This window comes from Paenibacillus sp. FSL K6-0108 (genome assembly GCF_045040695.1).
GTDB classification, from domain to species: domain Bacteria; phylum Bacillota; class Bacilli; order Paenibacillales; family Paenibacillaceae; genus Paenibacillus; species Paenibacillus pabuli_B.
In genome coordinates this window covers 6,149,957-6,164,957 of the sequence record NZ_CP150288.1, presented here as the reverse complement: position 1 = coordinate 6,164,957, position 15,001 = coordinate 6,149,957, and the positions used below count along the sequence as shown (strand labels likewise).

Genomic DNA, 15,001 nt, shown 5'->3' with positions numbered 1-15,001 from the left:
ATGTTAAAGAAGAAAAAAATACGTCTTAGAACCAAAAGAGCCCTGCTTGTTCGCGGGGCACGTCTGCGGAAAATCCGTAAACTACGTGCGCTCAAAGGAAAACGTGTACTGCACAAACGTACCCTCAAAGGGCGCAGCGCGTGGCTCAAAAAAAAGAAACGTGCGGTACGACGGAACCGGAGTGTGAAACCTGCACAACCGTTCGTCCCGGCTACCCCTACCGATCCGAACCCGGACAGCGCCTACAGCCAAGGATACAACGAGGCGTACAACGAGGGATTCAACGCGGGTTTCGCCAAGGGATTCGAGGACGGACATCAGCTGGCTTACAAAGCGCAATAACAGAATAGATGTGCATTTTCGGATCACGATAGATGCATGTCCAGTGTATGACGATTGCCCGGGGGGACAGATCCCTCCGGGTTATTTGTATCGCCGCAAAAGCGGACATGCCCGTGCAGGCGAATGTGGAGGGCAGACGCCAATTTTGTGTCTTGCAGGACACCCGTCCATGATGCATCTGACCCCGGGGCATATCCTTTAGAGGGAACACCAATCTCGGGGAGAATCTGGAATGGGATCTCCTGAAGGAAGACAGGGTGAAGGATGTGGCAAAACGACGACACCGACCGCCTACAGAAGCGGAGATCGCTTACCGTGGCGGTTACGCAGAAGGCCGCAGATTTGGCGGCTGTCAGGCCATGATGGAGCGAGTGCAAATGTATGAGCCGACCGTGCGGAATATGAAAGTGCTGTACATTCCGCAAGGATTCGATGCCATCGATGAGGGCGTTATTGGAGCTTTGCAGCAATCTGTTCGTGAGTGTGTTGTCGGATCGCCGGCAAACATGCTGCAGGAAGCCAGCGAGCACAGGCCCGATCTGGTGCTGGTCATGAATGGATTGCACGTATTCCCCCCCAATCATCTGGAACAGGTGAATGGCATAAGAGGATTGGGAATACGAACAGCAGTATGGTTTGTGGATGACCCGTATTTTACCGAAGATACGACAAGTATTTGCCAGCATTATGATGTCGTGTTCACGCATGAGGAAGCGGCCGTGCCGTTCTATACTGCACATGGGGCCGGTCGGGTGATCTATATGCCGCTGGCAGTGAACCCGGGCATGTTTCAACCGAGGCGCACGGGGCCACAGCATCAGTATGACATTTGTTTTATCGGCACTGGATTCTGGAATCGAATTGCACTGTTCGACGAGCTGGCTCCTTTTCTGGCGGACAAAAAGGTATTCATTGCCGGCAGCCAATGGAACCGGCTGAAACGCTCCGACATCCTGGGCCGATTTATCCATGAAGGCTGGATTGATCCTGGAGCAACAGTGGATTATTACAATGGCGCCAAAATCGTCATTAACGTTCACCGGACTTGCGAGAATGGGGAAGACAATCGCAATACGCATCATCTGCAAGGTCATTCCATTAATCCGCGGACGTATGAGATCAGCGCCTGTGGCACGATGCAGATAACGGATGCACGCAATGATCTGCCACGCCACTACCGGCCTGGATACGATATCGAGACGTTTACAACGGCAGCCGAACTTCAGCACAAAATCAAATATTATCTGCACCATGAAGAGGAACGGCGAGCCCTAGCTTGGCGTGGGCTGCTTACCACACTGAACCAGCATACGTTCACCCGTCGAATTGCTCAGCTGCTGGAGCACGTGTAAGTCTCTTTCTGCAGGACAGCAGAGTTAGAGAACCCTATCCCAAAAATAAAGGAGTGGCGGTATGTCTCTCAAACACCGTAAAACGAGAAAGTTCCATGCACCAGTACTCAGTCTGGCTGACCAAGCACGCAAAAACGGTCAACATGCCGGATATGATGCGGGGAAGGAAGAGGGATATTTGCGCGGCCGTGCCAACTATATCGTCAATTGTGCACAGGAGCCATTGCCTTTCCGGCAGATCCACGTGCTGTACGTATCTTCAGGCAAAGGTTTTCCATACTCCCCGTTAGATGAGGCTATCATGGCCACTTTACAGGGGATGGTTGCACAAGTAACCCTTTCGGATCCACGTCAGCCAGTTTCTGAAATAGCGTTGCAAACCCGACCTGACCTGGTGCTTGTGCTGGATGGCATGGATATTCCAATGGAGCATCTGGATGCAATTCGGCAAGCAGGCATTAGGACGGCAATTTGGCTCACGGATGATCCGTACTATACGGATATGACACTTGAGACAGTACAGCATTTTGACCATGTGTTCACATTGGAACTGAACTGTGTCGAATTGTATCAACAAAATGGCTGCCCTTCTGTTCACTACCTGCCCTTTGCTGCATTCACCAACCATTACTTCCCGATCACTACTCCATCTCCATTGCACCGGGATGTCAGCTTTATCGGTTCGGCATACTGGAACCGGGTGTATTTCTTCAATCCGATCATGGCACAGCTGATGTCGCACAATACCGTATTTAATGGCATCTGGTGGGATCGACTGCCTGACTATGCTGCTTACGGTGAGAAGATCGAACTGGGTCGCTGGATGACCCCGCAGGAAACGAACGATGTCTATAACGGTACCAAAATTGTCATTAACCTTCACCGCTCCCACGAAGACGATTCCGTTAACAACAACCATGTTAAAATTTCACCTGCCTCTCCGAATCCGAGAACATTCGAAATTGCGGCTTCGACGACCCTTCAATTGACCGATGCGCGGGATGATTTGGCACGTTTCTATAAACCGGGCGTTGAGATCGAGACATACTCCTCCCCTCAGGAGCTGCTTGATAAAGTTGAATACTACCTCACTCATGAGAAAGAGCGGCGTGAGATTGCACTTCGAGGGTTGGAACGGACATTGAAGGATCACACGTATGGCAAACGAATCAACGAACTGCTGAGCATTATATTCCCTTAATCCTGTCCGGAAGGAGGTGTGCACAGAACCCTGCATATTCGTATTCAGGGTCCGTGCTGCCATGGCGACTAAACCCAAACTCATGTTGTTTTCCCATGTGTGCAACACCCGCAGCATTACGGGGGCGGAGAAGCTGCTGCTTCATTTTATGAGAGAGATGGGTTCCATCTTCGATTGTGTACTCGTGGTTCCTCAGGAAGGTAAGCTTGCCGGACTTGCACGGAGATTCGATATTCAGGTCAAAGTATGCTTCCTGCCGATGCTTCACGGTGTGTACACACCTTACCGAGGGATTGCAACGGATGCAGAACAGCTTCGCCATAAACCAGCTTATCAGGACGTGGTCTCCCTCATTCGGGAGACCGCCCCTGATCTGGTGTTAACGAATACCTGTGTCAATGTGATGCCAGCCGTAGCAGCGAAGTCTCTGCAAATTCCGGTGATCTGGAAGATTACCGAGATTATTCAGTTGAATGAACATGCAAACGAAGCTGTACAGATGATTGGGCGTTACTCCGATTGGATCATAGGTATATCCGAAACTGCAGTAGCACCATTCAAACAGGCCGGCATGAGCAGCAAGTTGACGGTGATCTCACCAACCTGGGACCCAGCCTTGCCGGATCCCGAGCGGTGGGTTCATTTGAGGGAACGCAAACGCAAAGAGCTTGGGTTCAAACCATCGCAGGTCTGTATCGGTTACATCTCTTCCTTTATATATGATGCCAAAGGTCTGAAACCTTTTATAGATATGGCTTTGCAATTGTGTGAAACCCATCCGCGCTGCCGTTTCTGGATCATTGGTACATCAGCGGATAAAAAGTACTATGACGAATGTGTATCCCGGGTGAAGAAATCCGGTTATTATCGCAGATTTACATTTACACCGTTTGAAGAGAACGTATCACTGGCCTATACGGCCATGGATATGGTAGTCATTCCGAGCATGGTCAAAGAAGGGTTCGGCATGACTGCGTTGGAGGGGCTTTATTTCGCCAAACCGGTTATTGCTTTTGCCCAGGGCGGACTCAAAGAATTGCTGGAATCGGTAGGCAGTGGTGCATTTTTGGCCCCGGCCGGGGATTCACAGGCGCTCGTCACCCTGGCAACAACCCTGCTGAATGATCCTGAACTGGCCTCCGACACCGGTTGGCGTAATCGGACAGAAGCGGAAAAGCTGTACGGAATTGAAACCTACAGGGCAAAGCTGCATACGATGATGACACAGTGGTTGATGCGTTTTCCCGGATGGTTTCCGTACATTCAGCCTCCGAATGGCCCAGTGTACGCCTGGGGGGAGGGCCGTTTACGAACCGTGCTGATTCTGGAACCGGCTTCGGTTCGGGCACGATTGTTCCCATTAGCGTTGATTCAGGCGCTGCCACTCTCGCCTTTGCCTCCGCTTGTCGTAGGCCAGCCTGTTCATGAAGAAACAGAACCTCGCTCAAGCCACAGAACTGGACGAAGTCGTTACCCGCTTTCAACCCCACGCAGTAGGGCTCGTGAACGAACAAAACGAGGAACGGGAACAGGCAGAAGGAAGCTGAGGTCTAGCAAAAAGAAGAAACAACGTGTGCGCGTAATGCAACCGACTGTTCGCAAACGTGCGACTGGCAAAACCAGACGAAGCCGGGTTCGACGGAGATTATCCAATAGACGATGAAGGCAGGGATTACGATGAAGATCATGACGGTGCTGGGTACGCGACCCGAAATCATACGGCTCAGCCTGATCATTTCCAAGCTGGACCAGTACGCGTCCAAACATATTCTGGTACACACGGGACAGAACTTCACGGAAAGTCTCAGCGGTCTTTTCTTCAAGGAAATGGGCTTGCGGGCGCCGGACTACGTTCTTCAGGATGAAGCGGCCTCGCTCGGTCGACAGTTATCCTCAATGTTTACGCAAATGGAGGATTTATTACATCAGGAGAAACCAGATAAAGTACTGCTGCTTGGTGATACAAACAGTGCATTATGTGCTGTTCTGGCTGAACGGATGGGCATACCCGTCATTCATATGGAAGCTGGCAATCGATGCTTTGACCTGGATGTGCCGGAAGAAAAAAATCGCAGAGTTATCGATGCCATTTCCACTATTAATATGCCGTATACCGAACAGAGTAAAAAACATCTGCTTAGTGAAGGGGTGCCCAGTCGCCGAATTGTGCTGACAGGCAACCCGATCTATGAAGTGATGCGTCACTATGATGCACAAGTAAGTTCCAGCAAAATACTGAAGAAATTGAAGCTGAAGTCTGGACAATATTTTTTGGTTACGGCCCATCGGGCGGAGAATGTGGATCACCCTCCTCATTTGCTGGAGATCATGAAAGGCTTGAACCAGGTCGCTGAAGAACATGCCCTGCGAGTCATATGCAGCATTCACCCTCGAACGGCTATTCGAATCGCCGAGCATCTGCAACTGGAGATGCACCCGCTGGTGGAGTTCCACGAACCATTCGGTTTTTTCGACTTCGTGATGCTGGAACGACATGCACGCTGTGCACTTACGGACAGTGGTACCGTACAGGAGGAGTGCTGCATTATGGGTGTGCCTACAGTAACCATGCGCCGCACAACAGAACGACCGGAGACAGTGGATTGCGGCAGCAACGTGGTCTCCGGTCTGAATGCGGAGCGTATTGCGGGCTGTGTGAAGGTAATGATCGAAATGTCAAACGACTGGGATTGTCCACAAGGCTACAAAGCGACTGATGTATCCAGTAAAGTGGTCAAATTTCTGCTTGGAGGGAAAATGCATGTTTGAAAATAAGCGTATACTCGTGACTGGTGGTACGGGATCATGGGGTTATGAACTTGTGGCTCAACTGCTGCCCCAGCAGCCCAAGGAGATTATCGTATACTCCCGGAATGAGTCCAGCCAAGTGGCGATGAGTCGTGAATTTGAAGACCCGCGTCTTCATTTTCGCATTGGTGATATTCGAGACAAGGAAGCCTTAACGGTGGCCTGTCAGCATGTGGATTATGTATTTCATCTTGCAGCGCTCAAGCATGTGCCGGTGTGTGAAGACCAACCTTATGAAGCACTCAAAACCAATGTAATCGGCACACAGAATGTCATTGAAGCAGCCATTGAAAATAAGGTGGAGAAGGTCATATATATATCAACCGACAAGGCCGCCAATCCATCCAATTTCTATGGCATGACAAAGGCGATCGGTGAGAAGTTGATCGTATATGCCAATCTGCTGCATAGCAATACGCGGTTTGTTACTGTTCGTGGTGGGAATGTCCTTGGAACGAACGGCAGTGTCGTACACTTATTCAAGAACCAGATTCGATCCAAAGGTCAGGTATCCATCACGGATATGAAAATGACCCGATTCTTTCTTACTCTGAAGGATGCAATCACATTGTTGTTCAAAGCTTCGGTGGAAAGTGTCGGTGGTGAGATTTTTGTCATGACGATGCCGACCTGCAAAATCGTGGATCTGGCAGAAGTACTGATTGAGGATTCGGGTGTGGAGAATGTATCGATTGTAGAGCGTGGTACTCGGCCTGGTGAGAAGATTCACGAAATTCTGATGAGTGAATTCGAGAGCATGACCACAGTGGTATACGATGAGCAATATCTGGTGATTTTGCCTACACTGGGTATACCGGGATTGAAAGAGCACTACACGAACTGTCCTCCAGTATCCTTCAGCAGCTTCAGTTCAGAGCATCAACTGATGACCAAAGAAGAGATTCGTGAAATTTTGCAACGCGGAGGATTTCTGTCATGAAACTGCTGATACTTGGGGGGAACGGAATGGCCGGCCATGTTTTGGTCGACTATTTCCGCCGTCAAGGCGTTCATAGCGTCTTCTACACGACCCGGGATGTCTCGGATCCCAACGGTCTTCTACTAGATGTAACTGACTGCTTTATGGTCGACCGCCTTGTGGAGATGGTTCATCCAGATGTTATCGTGAACGCGGTAGGTGTTTTGAACAGCTTTGCGGACGAAGATAAAATTACCGCATATCATATTAACGGATTTCTGCCGCATCGTTTGCGGCGGATCGCGGACACGATTGGTGCACGCCTGATTCACATCAGTACGGATTGTGTGTTTAGTGGGGATCGGGGGGCATACCGGGAAGATGATGTTACCGATGGAACATCTGCCTATGCGATCACGAAAGCACTGGGGGAAGTCCAGGATGCGGGACACCTAACAATTCGTACATCCATTATAGGACCTGAAATTCGGAAGGGTGGCATCGGTCTGATGCATTGGTTCATGTCCTGCACAGGTGAGGTTGGCGGTTATACACGCGTCTTCTGGAATGGGGTGACTACCCTTGAACTGGCCAAGTGGATAGATCATTATCTGGTGTCGCCAGTCAGCGGTCTAATCCATTTGGCACATCCGGTGCCTATCAGCAAGCATGATCTGCTTGTGCTGTTCCAACAGACATGGGATAAACAGGATGTTGTTATTGTACCCGATGATAGCGTTGTTCAGGACCGCACGTTGGTTTCCACACGTGAGGATGTGAAGACAGACCTTCCGGATTATTCAACAATGCTGAAGGAGCTGGCATTATGGATGGAGCAGAGCTAACAGGCAAAAAGGTGCTGATCACGGGTGCTTCTGGCTTCACTGGACGGCATGCGGTTGCCTATTTCAATGCTGTCGGTGCGGCGGTTGTAGCGGTGGTCAGGCGGACAGGTATACATTCGTTTGGCGATGGCGTGGCTGTACATGTATGTGATCTTAACGATAAACAGCAAGTCCGTCATCTGATAGATGAGGTGAAGCCGGATTATGTATTGCATCTTGCAGGCAAAAATTCCGTGCCCGATTCATGGTCCAATCCGCTGCTGGTGCTTGAGACCAATGTGATGGCTGTTCTGTATTTGCTGGATGCGCTAAGAAGCTGTCCTGAGGCACGGACCGTTATTGTGGGCTCCCGATTAAAATATACTCCCGCACCGGGTGTGCCACCACAGCCTCCACACCCGTACAGTCTCAGCAAAGCATTAGAGGAAATGGTATCTCTATCGTGGATGTCTCTCTTTGGACAGCAGATAATGCTGGCCGAGCCGGGAAATCTGATCGGGGCAGGACCTTCAACAGGCATATGTTCGCTGCTGGCGCGTCATATTGTTGCCTGTGAACAGGGCGGTAGGATGGAGGCCTTTCGTCTATCTGGCAGGGATAATACCCGTGACTTTCTGGATGTGCGAGACGCTGTCCGGGCCTATGCAGCTCTGCTTGTCCAGGGCACAACGGGTAACGTATATCCGGTTGTATCAGGCACGGAGCGCAGCCTGGGAGAGATTGCGGATACGCTGCTCACCATGACTGAAGCGGAGGTGCCTGTACGCTGGGACGGAGCTTCCTCCGGTCCCGACGGGGCTGGAGATCTGGAGGAGCTCTCGGCGCTGCGCAAGTTGGGCTGGCAGCCGCTGATTCCATTTACCCAATCTCTCCAAGACATTCTAAATGATGTTCGTACCCAGCAGGGGAGGTCTTCCACGTGAATCCGAGAGTGTCCATTGTCATTCCATTTTACAACTGTCCCTATGTAACTCAAGCGATTCAGAGTGCACTGAATCAGACATATACCGATGTGGAGATCATTATCGTCAATGATGGCTCTACCCGGCATGCGGAGCTGCTTCAGCCTTATCTTCCCTACATTAATGTTCTTGGCAAAAGCAACGGCGGTACTGCTTCGGCTCTGAATCACGGCATCCGTCATGCCTCCGGGGACTATGTCGCCTGGCTGAGTTCGGATGATATCTTATATCCGGATAAGATTCGTCATCAGGTTGAATTTATGCAACGGGAGAATGTGCTCATCTCCCATACCAACTTTAATTACATTAATGAGCACTCTGCGGTGACCAAGCTGAACGGAGGAGCAGAGCCGATGGCAGAACCGGATTGGCTGCGCCTTTTCGTAAACGGCAATCCGGTAAACGGCTGTACCGTAATGTTCCGCAGGGATCTGTTCAGTGGGGTGGGTCTGTTCAACGAATTGCTGCCATACACGCATGATCTGGATCTATGGCTGCGTATCCTGCTGAATGGTCATCGTTTTCCGTATTTAAACGAATCGCTTACTGCATATCGACGGCACGGAGAAATGGGAACGGTACGCCATGCGGATTCCATCAGCCGGGAGGCCTCCATGGTATGGTCCCGATACCGGGAGCCTTTGTTGCAGCGGATTGCGGCCATGGGAGGGTAAAGAAAGAACTTTGGTGGGGGTTATGAAGGCCGCAACTGGCCGAATAACACCCTCTTTATTTTAATGTGTGGAAATTATGCGAAGCTGTGCAACAGATGCCTGATACCTATAAGATCTATCCTCATATAATAGAGAGAATGGTGAATAGTTACCCGGAGAAAGGGGAGGACCGAATGGAGCCGAAAGTATCAATTGTCATTCCTTTTTATAATTGTGCGTATATTGATCAGGCTGTTCACAGTGCCATTCACCAGACGTATCCGCATATTGAGGTCATTGTGGTAGATGACGGTTCTACGAAACATGTGGAGCTGCTTCAGCCATTCATGGATCACATTCGCTACATTCGTAAAAAGAATGGTGGCACGGCAACCGCGTTAAACGAGGGAATCAAGCGGGCGACAGGTGATTACTTTGTCTGGCTCAGCTCCGATGATGTAATGCTGCTGGACCGGGTAGAGAAACAACTGAAGTTCATGCTTGACGTTAAGGCATCCTTCTGTCACGGGGCCTATCATTATGTAGATGCCAACAGCGAATGGTTGGACACGGTGAGACCAGAAGTAGGGAGTCGTCTGGAGATGCTGCAGGTGCTTACCGAAGGCTGTCCAATCAATGGTTGTACTGTGATGCTGGAAATGGATGCATTTCGGAAGTTCGGCATGTTTGACACCGATTTTCGCTACACGCATGACTATGAGATGTGGCTGAGACTGTTTCCGCTCTATGAGCTGTTCTATTACAATGAACCTCTGATGTGTTATCGGGTGCATGAATCCATGGGAACCAAGAAACACTTTAAGGCATTAAAAGCCGAGATGGAACTTGTTCAAGCGAAGCATCGGCCCGTATTACTCAATCTGCTGCAGATTGGCGGTTACTGGAAGTAAAGGCTAACAGACATGGAAACACAAATGCTAGATCGTGAACCGTAAGAAAAAGAGGGTATTCGGATGCCGTAAAGTGAGTGCGGTATCCGAATACCCTCTTGTTTGCTCCTGTACATAAAGTGACTTGATTCTAATTTTTCTCAGAAGTTAGAATGTGCATGGTTGCGGGATCAGGGAAAACGTACCCTTTAGGCAGTTTCCTTATTAATTCGTTCATTACAACGTAATCTACCTCGATATGCGTTGTCGACACAGGGATGGAGAACCAACGATTATACAAATCACTGGGGACGAGCAATGTCATATTCTCTGACCTCCCAACTGAATAGCTTCATGGTAGACATGCAGTGTACGCAATCCCATCTCTTCCAGTGATCGATGTTGTTCAGCCCAAGTTTTGGCTGCTGCTCCTACCCTTGCGCGGGTGGCATCATCCTGCAGAAGGGCATTTAACAGTGCGCTGAGGGCTTCGACGTCCTGCGGTGGCACGACCCAACCAGTATGTTCAGGCTGCACCATCTCAGGCATGCCTGCCGTACCGCTTACAATGACAGGCAGCCCGGCGAGCTGAGCCTCTGTGACCGAGAAAGGCTGTGTATCCTGCAAGCTGGGCTGCACATAAATGTCAGCATGACGCAGGAATGAAGGGATGTTGTCGAGTTTGCCCCAGAAAACGATGTCTGTACCCACGCCCAGATTATTGGCTAAGGAGCGTAAATCCTCCATCAGGTTGCCTTCTCCAGCAATCCAGCAGACCCAATCGGAGCGGGTCTTCTTCAGGCTGGAGAGTGCTTTGACCAGAATGTGCACCCCTTTGATGTGCTCCAGCCTGCCCGTAAAGGCGATCACCTTTTTACCTGCTGGCTTACGCTGACGGAACTTGGCCCTTGCTTGGGCACGGTAGGCTGGAATATCTACAGCATAAGGAATAATTCGGAATTTGGACTCGGGAACACGCAGGGCCGTAAGTGTGCTCTTAATCCAATGGCTGGAGACCAGAATAAGTTCGGATTGTTCAGCGCTTCGTTCTTCCAATGACAGGAAGTAGCGTCCGCGTTTGGATTGCAAATATTCGGAAAGCGTGAGCTGCGCGTTAGAGTTCTGAGCATCGTAAAAGGTTTCACGCGCAAGCGCTCCGTGATAACTCGTTACCATGGGTGTATTGCGGTTCAAAATCCGTCTCATCGCGACGGCTGCTACCGGGTCCTGCGCATGGATGACATCGTACTGATCAACCCCGAGATAGGCGGCTCCCATTTCAAAGGCATACCTGTTCAATTCATAATAAGCCACGAGAGAATCCGCAGTGAATTGAGGCAAATCTGTCGGATTAAGTTTGGCTTGGAGCATGGGCCATACCTTATCCTTGGGAAAGGAACGATTGAGATTGCGAATGTATACTTCATTTTTGGCTCCGTTGGTGCCCATAATATCCACCTCCACGCCAAGAGCCATCAGCCTGTCAGCCAGCTGTTTCACATATGTCCATATTCCACCCATCTGTGTAAGCTCCCAATAGGTCACGAGCAGAACTCTCATAGGTACCTCCTTGTCACGGCCTGCACAGGCCGATCTTCTATCCTGTTAGTCTATGAAAAAAAGCAGACGAAAGGGTGGGCATTTCCGTGGAATTAATTAAAATGGGTGATTGCAAATAGCAATGGATGAGAGCAGGCATACCATATCTAGAGAAAGGTTCAACTCTGCTCTACAGGAGGGATATACCGTGGCCGTATATGTACTGGAGATTCACGAAAACCTGCTGCAAACCTTTGTTCCGATGAGATATATGGACATTGAATTGTCATTTGTGGGGAATGACGATGTGGATATCTTTGTCGGAGGAATCAGTCACACGCACGGGGAGCTGTATCGCTATTTTTGTCGGATTGGCGCGGATACGGGAAATCACATTATTCATAATCTCGCAGTCTCATCCGATCCGTGCGAACTGCGCATCATTAGCAACAGTTCTACACCAAGTCATCTGGTTATTCGCATATACTGCAGAAGTGACCAAGGCCAAACCTTGGGTATACTTTCGGAGCATCAGATGATCAAGTTGGCAGATTAGCAAAGATCGCTTCCATCAGGCTTAGTTAACCAAAGAAGTGGGGCAGGAATAGACCTGGTCCATTTTTTGGCATACATACACTGATTCATTATCTAATAAAAAAATAGCTTGACAGCAAAGGTATTTTCATTAAAATTAACCTATGCTTAAACAAAAGTTTAAAACGACGGTTTAAAACAAAAGTTTGAAACGTCGTGAATATAAGGCCGATGGAGAGGCGGAACCAAAGAGAATGCCTCCAGGCCGGAAAAGAGAGTGGAGAGAGTGAAACAACAAACAGCAGTGCCCCAGGACCCGGCAGAATTTTCGATTAAAACGATTATCCTACCGCTACTGGCTATTATCGTCGGGATGATTATGGTCATCTTGGACAGCACGGTGGTTAACGTGGCGATTCCGAATCTGGTTCAATATTTTGAGACGGACCTGAAGACGATTCAATGGACCGTTACAGGTTATACGTTGGCCTTGTCGGCCGTCATTCCGCTGGCAGGATGGTTAACCGACCGTTTCGGGGCCAAAAGAGTATTTCTGTTCACGATTGCAATGTTTACTTTGGGCTCCGTATTATGCTCAATCGCACAGTCGCCTGAACAATTAATTATTTATCGTGTCATCCAGGGACTTGGTGGAGGCATGGTAGCGCCGATTGGTATGGCAATGGTATTCCGTCTGGCTCCTCCTGAGAGAAGAGGCTCTATCATGGGTATGCTTGGGATTCCCATGCTGCTGGCTCCTGCACTGGGTCCGGTATTATCCGGCTGGTTCATTGAATCACTCAGCTGGCACTGGATCTTCCTGATTAATCTGCCGATTGGTATTGCCGCTTTTATTCTATGTATCAAATTTCTGCCAGATACGGATCGTGGACGCACGCCTGCGCTCGATCTGCTTGGTATGATTCTGGCACCAATCGCATTCTCGATGCTCGCATACGGTGTAAGTGAAGGCGGAACAAGCTGGACGTCTGCAACAACACTGACAGGTGTGATTGTCGGAGGCGTGGCGCTGATCCTGTTCGTTATCGTGGAACTTCGTCACAAAAATCCGCTGTTGGAACTCCGGGTGTTCAAATCATCTGATTTCACACGGGGTATTATTCTGGCTTGGGTATCACAAGTCGCTTTGTTCGGTGCGATGATTTTGATCCCACTTTATCTGCAGCAAATCAAAGGTTACACTGCATTGGAAACAGGCCTGATTTTACTTCCACAAGCGCTGGCGTCGGGTGTGGGGATGCCGCTTGGAGGACGATTGTTTGATAAAATTGGTGCAAGACCACTGGCTTTTGTGGGTCTGGGTATTATCTCGGGTGCGCTGTTTATTCTGTCTTCGATTACCGCGGAATCGGGTCTTGGTCTGATCATTCTTAGTCTTGTCATGATGGGATTGGGGATGGGTTTTTCCATGATGCCACTCAATACGCATGTACTGAATGCTGCTCCACGTAAGCTGGTAGGTCGGGTTACCCCGCTTACTGCTGCTGCACAGCAAGTGGTTGTGTCTTTTGCAGTTGCTGGTCTGACCGGATTCCTTACATCTCATATTGCAAGCAATACAGCTGGAGCGACTGATAGCACAGGTATGGTTAATGGATTAGTCGCTGGTTTTAACGACACCTTCTTCCTGGCGGCTTGCATTGCTCTGTTTGGATGCTTGCTCAGTCTGATCCTGCGTAAACCAAAACGGTTGGAGGAAGATTCCCTTCAAACAGGAGAAAAGCCGGATCCAGCGATGATGATGGGACATTAATTCAAATAAGCTGATCTCATAAATTTAACGTAAGGCAGTTCAGAGCATTTTTCTGAACTGCCTTTTTGCTGTGCTCAAAAGAAAATGCTCAAGGCAGTCATCATTTCCCGAAATGAAATGGCGTATCGGTCAGGTGAGAAGGAGATGGTCATATGTTGCCTGCCCTGACTGCGTATATATTCCCGCAGTTTTTGGTCGCGCATAAGTTCTACAGCTTCGGATACCGCAGCGTTCACGTTGCCAATCGGATAGAATTTTCCTGTTTTGTTATGTGTAATAAAAGAACGTACACCATCCGAATCGGTACTGAGTACTGGGCAACCGCAGCAGATGGCTTCGGCAACGGCGTATCCAAAGCCTTCAAGCAGAGAAGTGGACAGCATGATTCCTCCCGATGCTGCAATCATGGAGTAGAATTTTGGCATCTCGGAATGGGGAACATTGATAAAGATGCCAATCCGATCTTCAAGCCCATACTCCGCAAGCATGTGTCGGAACATAACCTCGTCCTCTGGATTGGCCAAGGTGGGATCGTGAAACAGCCACAGTCTGGCTTCCGGGATTTTTTTAATGATTTCACTGGATATCGTCAAGTATTCCCGCCAGTTTTTGTTGTGTTCGAGTCTTCCCACCCAAGCTAGTACTGGATAAGGAGGGGCGTCCACCGAAATTGGGGCAAAAGTAGTGGTATCCAGCATATTGGGAATGACAAACCGATGAAGCCATGGGCACATATGGATGAACAGCTCCAGTAAATGATCCGTTGGAGGAATAACAGCAGCATTACAGTGGGCTTGCAGATAGGGCAGACCCATTTGGATGGTTTCCAGAGCAAGTTCACGCGTTCCCAATCCCTGAGCTTCAAAGATAATACGTCCATTATACCCGAGGGCTCTTAACCTGCCCGGCATGGCAATATCCGAGGTAACAATTATGGCGTCGTATTGATGATGATGAATTAAACTGTGAATCTGCTCATCACTGGAAGAAGTGAAGACCGGCGTGTTGTTATTGTTCTGCAGTCCCGAGCCAGGGTACAGATACAATACATGTGCTTCGATGCCATGGCGTTGCAGAACGGCTGTACGCAATCGGTTTAAAGTATCTACACCGCCGCTTGGAACATAAAATGTGAATAGTACTTTCACACGGTTCACCCTCTGACTTTTGTGCAGGCGCTCA

At 49.5% G+C, this 15,001-nt stretch carries 15 protein-coding genes; 13 read left to right on the top strand and 2 right to left on the bottom strand.

What is annotated here, in order from left to right; all coding sequences use genetic code 11:
• The 11 genes from MHB49_RS28040 to MHB49_RS27990 all read left to right on the top strand — a co-directional run bounded on the left by MHB49_RS28040 (window position 1) and on the right by MHB49_RS27990 (window position 9,993).
• Complete coding sequence (locus tag MHB49_RS28040) at window positions 1–342, top strand: hypothetical protein (RefSeq protein WP_405153810.1); 342 nt, start codon at window positions 1–3, stop codon at window positions 340–342.
• 10 nt (window positions 343–352) lie between these two features.
• Complete coding sequence (locus MHB49_RS28035) at window positions 353–544, top strand: hypothetical protein (protein WP_405153809.1); 192 nt, start codon at window positions 353–355, stop codon at window positions 542–544.
• Between the two features lie 55 nt (window positions 545–599).
• A complete protein-coding gene (locus MHB49_RS28030) occupies window positions 600–1,694 on the top strand; it encodes a glycosyltransferase (protein WP_247899172.1) in 1,095 nt (364 codons plus the stop codon).
• Window positions 1,695–1,755: 61 nt separating this feature from the next.
• Window positions 1,756–2,895, top strand: a complete 1,140-nt coding sequence (locus MHB49_RS28025; RefSeq protein WP_405153808.1) for a glycosyltransferase — start codon at window positions 1,756–1,758, stop codon at window positions 2,893–2,895.
• A gap of 61 nt (window positions 2,896–2,956) precedes the next feature.
• On the top strand, window positions 2,957–4,558 hold the full coding sequence (locus MHB49_RS28020; protein ID WP_405153807.1) for a glycosyltransferase family 4 protein: 1,602 nt from the start codon (window positions 2,957–2,959) through the stop codon (window positions 4,556–4,558).
• Between the two features lie 14 nt (window positions 4,559–4,572).
• A complete protein-coding gene (gene wecB / locus MHB49_RS28015; RefSeq protein WP_247903289.1) occupies window positions 4,573–5,664 on the top strand; it encodes a non-hydrolyzing UDP-N-acetylglucosamine 2-epimerase in 1,092 nt (363 codons plus the stop codon).
• Window positions 5,657–6,643 (top strand): polysaccharide biosynthesis protein, encoded by a 987-nt coding sequence (locus MHB49_RS28010; RefSeq protein WP_247899169.1) that lies wholly within the window; start codon window positions 5,657–5,659, stop codon window positions 6,641–6,643. The genes wecB and MHB49_RS28010 overlap by 8 nt, the downstream gene beginning before the upstream one ends.
• Entirely contained in the window at window positions 6,640–7,467 is an 828-nt protein-coding gene (locus MHB49_RS28005; RefSeq protein ID WP_247899168.1) for an SDR family oxidoreductase, read from the top strand. Before MHB49_RS28010 ends, MHB49_RS28005 begins: the two co-directional genes overlap by 4 nt.
• Entirely contained in the window at window positions 7,449–8,390 is a 942-nt protein-coding gene (locus MHB49_RS28000; RefSeq protein WP_247899167.1) for an NAD-dependent epimerase/dehydratase family protein, read from the top strand. The genes MHB49_RS28005 and MHB49_RS28000 overlap by 19 nt, the downstream gene beginning before the upstream one ends.
• Window positions 8,387–9,103 carry a glycosyltransferase gene (locus MHB49_RS27995; protein ID WP_247899166.1) on the top strand — a complete coding sequence of 239 codons (717 nt, stop codon included), beginning with the start codon at window positions 8,387–8,389 and terminating at the stop codon, window positions 9,101–9,103. Before MHB49_RS28000 ends, MHB49_RS27995 begins: the two co-directional genes overlap by 4 nt.
• Window positions 9,104–9,276: 173 nt before the next feature.
• Window positions 9,277–9,993: a glycosyltransferase gene (locus MHB49_RS27990; protein WP_405153806.1), complete on the top strand. Its 717-nt coding sequence runs from the start codon at window positions 9,277–9,279 to the stop codon at window positions 9,991–9,993.
• Window positions 9,994–10,293: 300 nt separating this feature from the next.
• Here the strand turns inward: MHB49_RS27990 and MHB49_RS27985 are convergent, their stop codons facing one another.
• The gene (locus tag MHB49_RS27985; protein ID WP_405153805.1) at window positions 10,294–11,532 is read right to left on the bottom strand and encodes a glycosyltransferase family 4 protein; all 1,239 of its coding nucleotides are present in this window, start codon (window positions 11,530–11,532) and stop codon (window positions 10,294–10,296) included.
• Between the two features lie 187 nt (window positions 11,533–11,719).
• On the opposite strand from MHB49_RS27985, the gene MHB49_RS27980 reads away from it, so the two are divergent.
• Together MHB49_RS27980 and MHB49_RS27975 are read left to right on the top strand one after the other, a co-directional pair.
• Window positions 11,720–12,067 carry a hypothetical protein gene (locus MHB49_RS27980; protein WP_405153804.1) on the top strand — a complete coding sequence of 116 codons (348 nt, stop codon included), beginning with the start codon at window positions 11,720–11,722 and terminating at the stop codon, window positions 12,065–12,067.
• Between the two features lie 264 nt (window positions 12,068–12,331).
• On the top strand, window positions 12,332–13,819 hold the full coding sequence (locus MHB49_RS27975) for a DHA2 family efflux MFS transporter permease subunit (RefSeq protein ID WP_405153803.1): 1,488 nt from the start codon (window positions 12,332–12,334) through the stop codon (window positions 13,817–13,819).
• Between the two features lie 74 nt (window positions 13,820–13,893).
• On the opposite strand, the gene MHB49_RS27970 is transcribed toward MHB49_RS27975, so the two are convergent.
• The gene (locus MHB49_RS27970; protein ID WP_405153802.1) at window positions 13,894–14,967 is read right to left on the bottom strand and encodes a glycosyltransferase family 4 protein; all 1,074 of its coding nucleotides are present in this window, start codon (window positions 14,965–14,967) and stop codon (window positions 13,894–13,896) included.
• Window positions 14,968–15,001 lie beyond the last annotated feature (34 nt).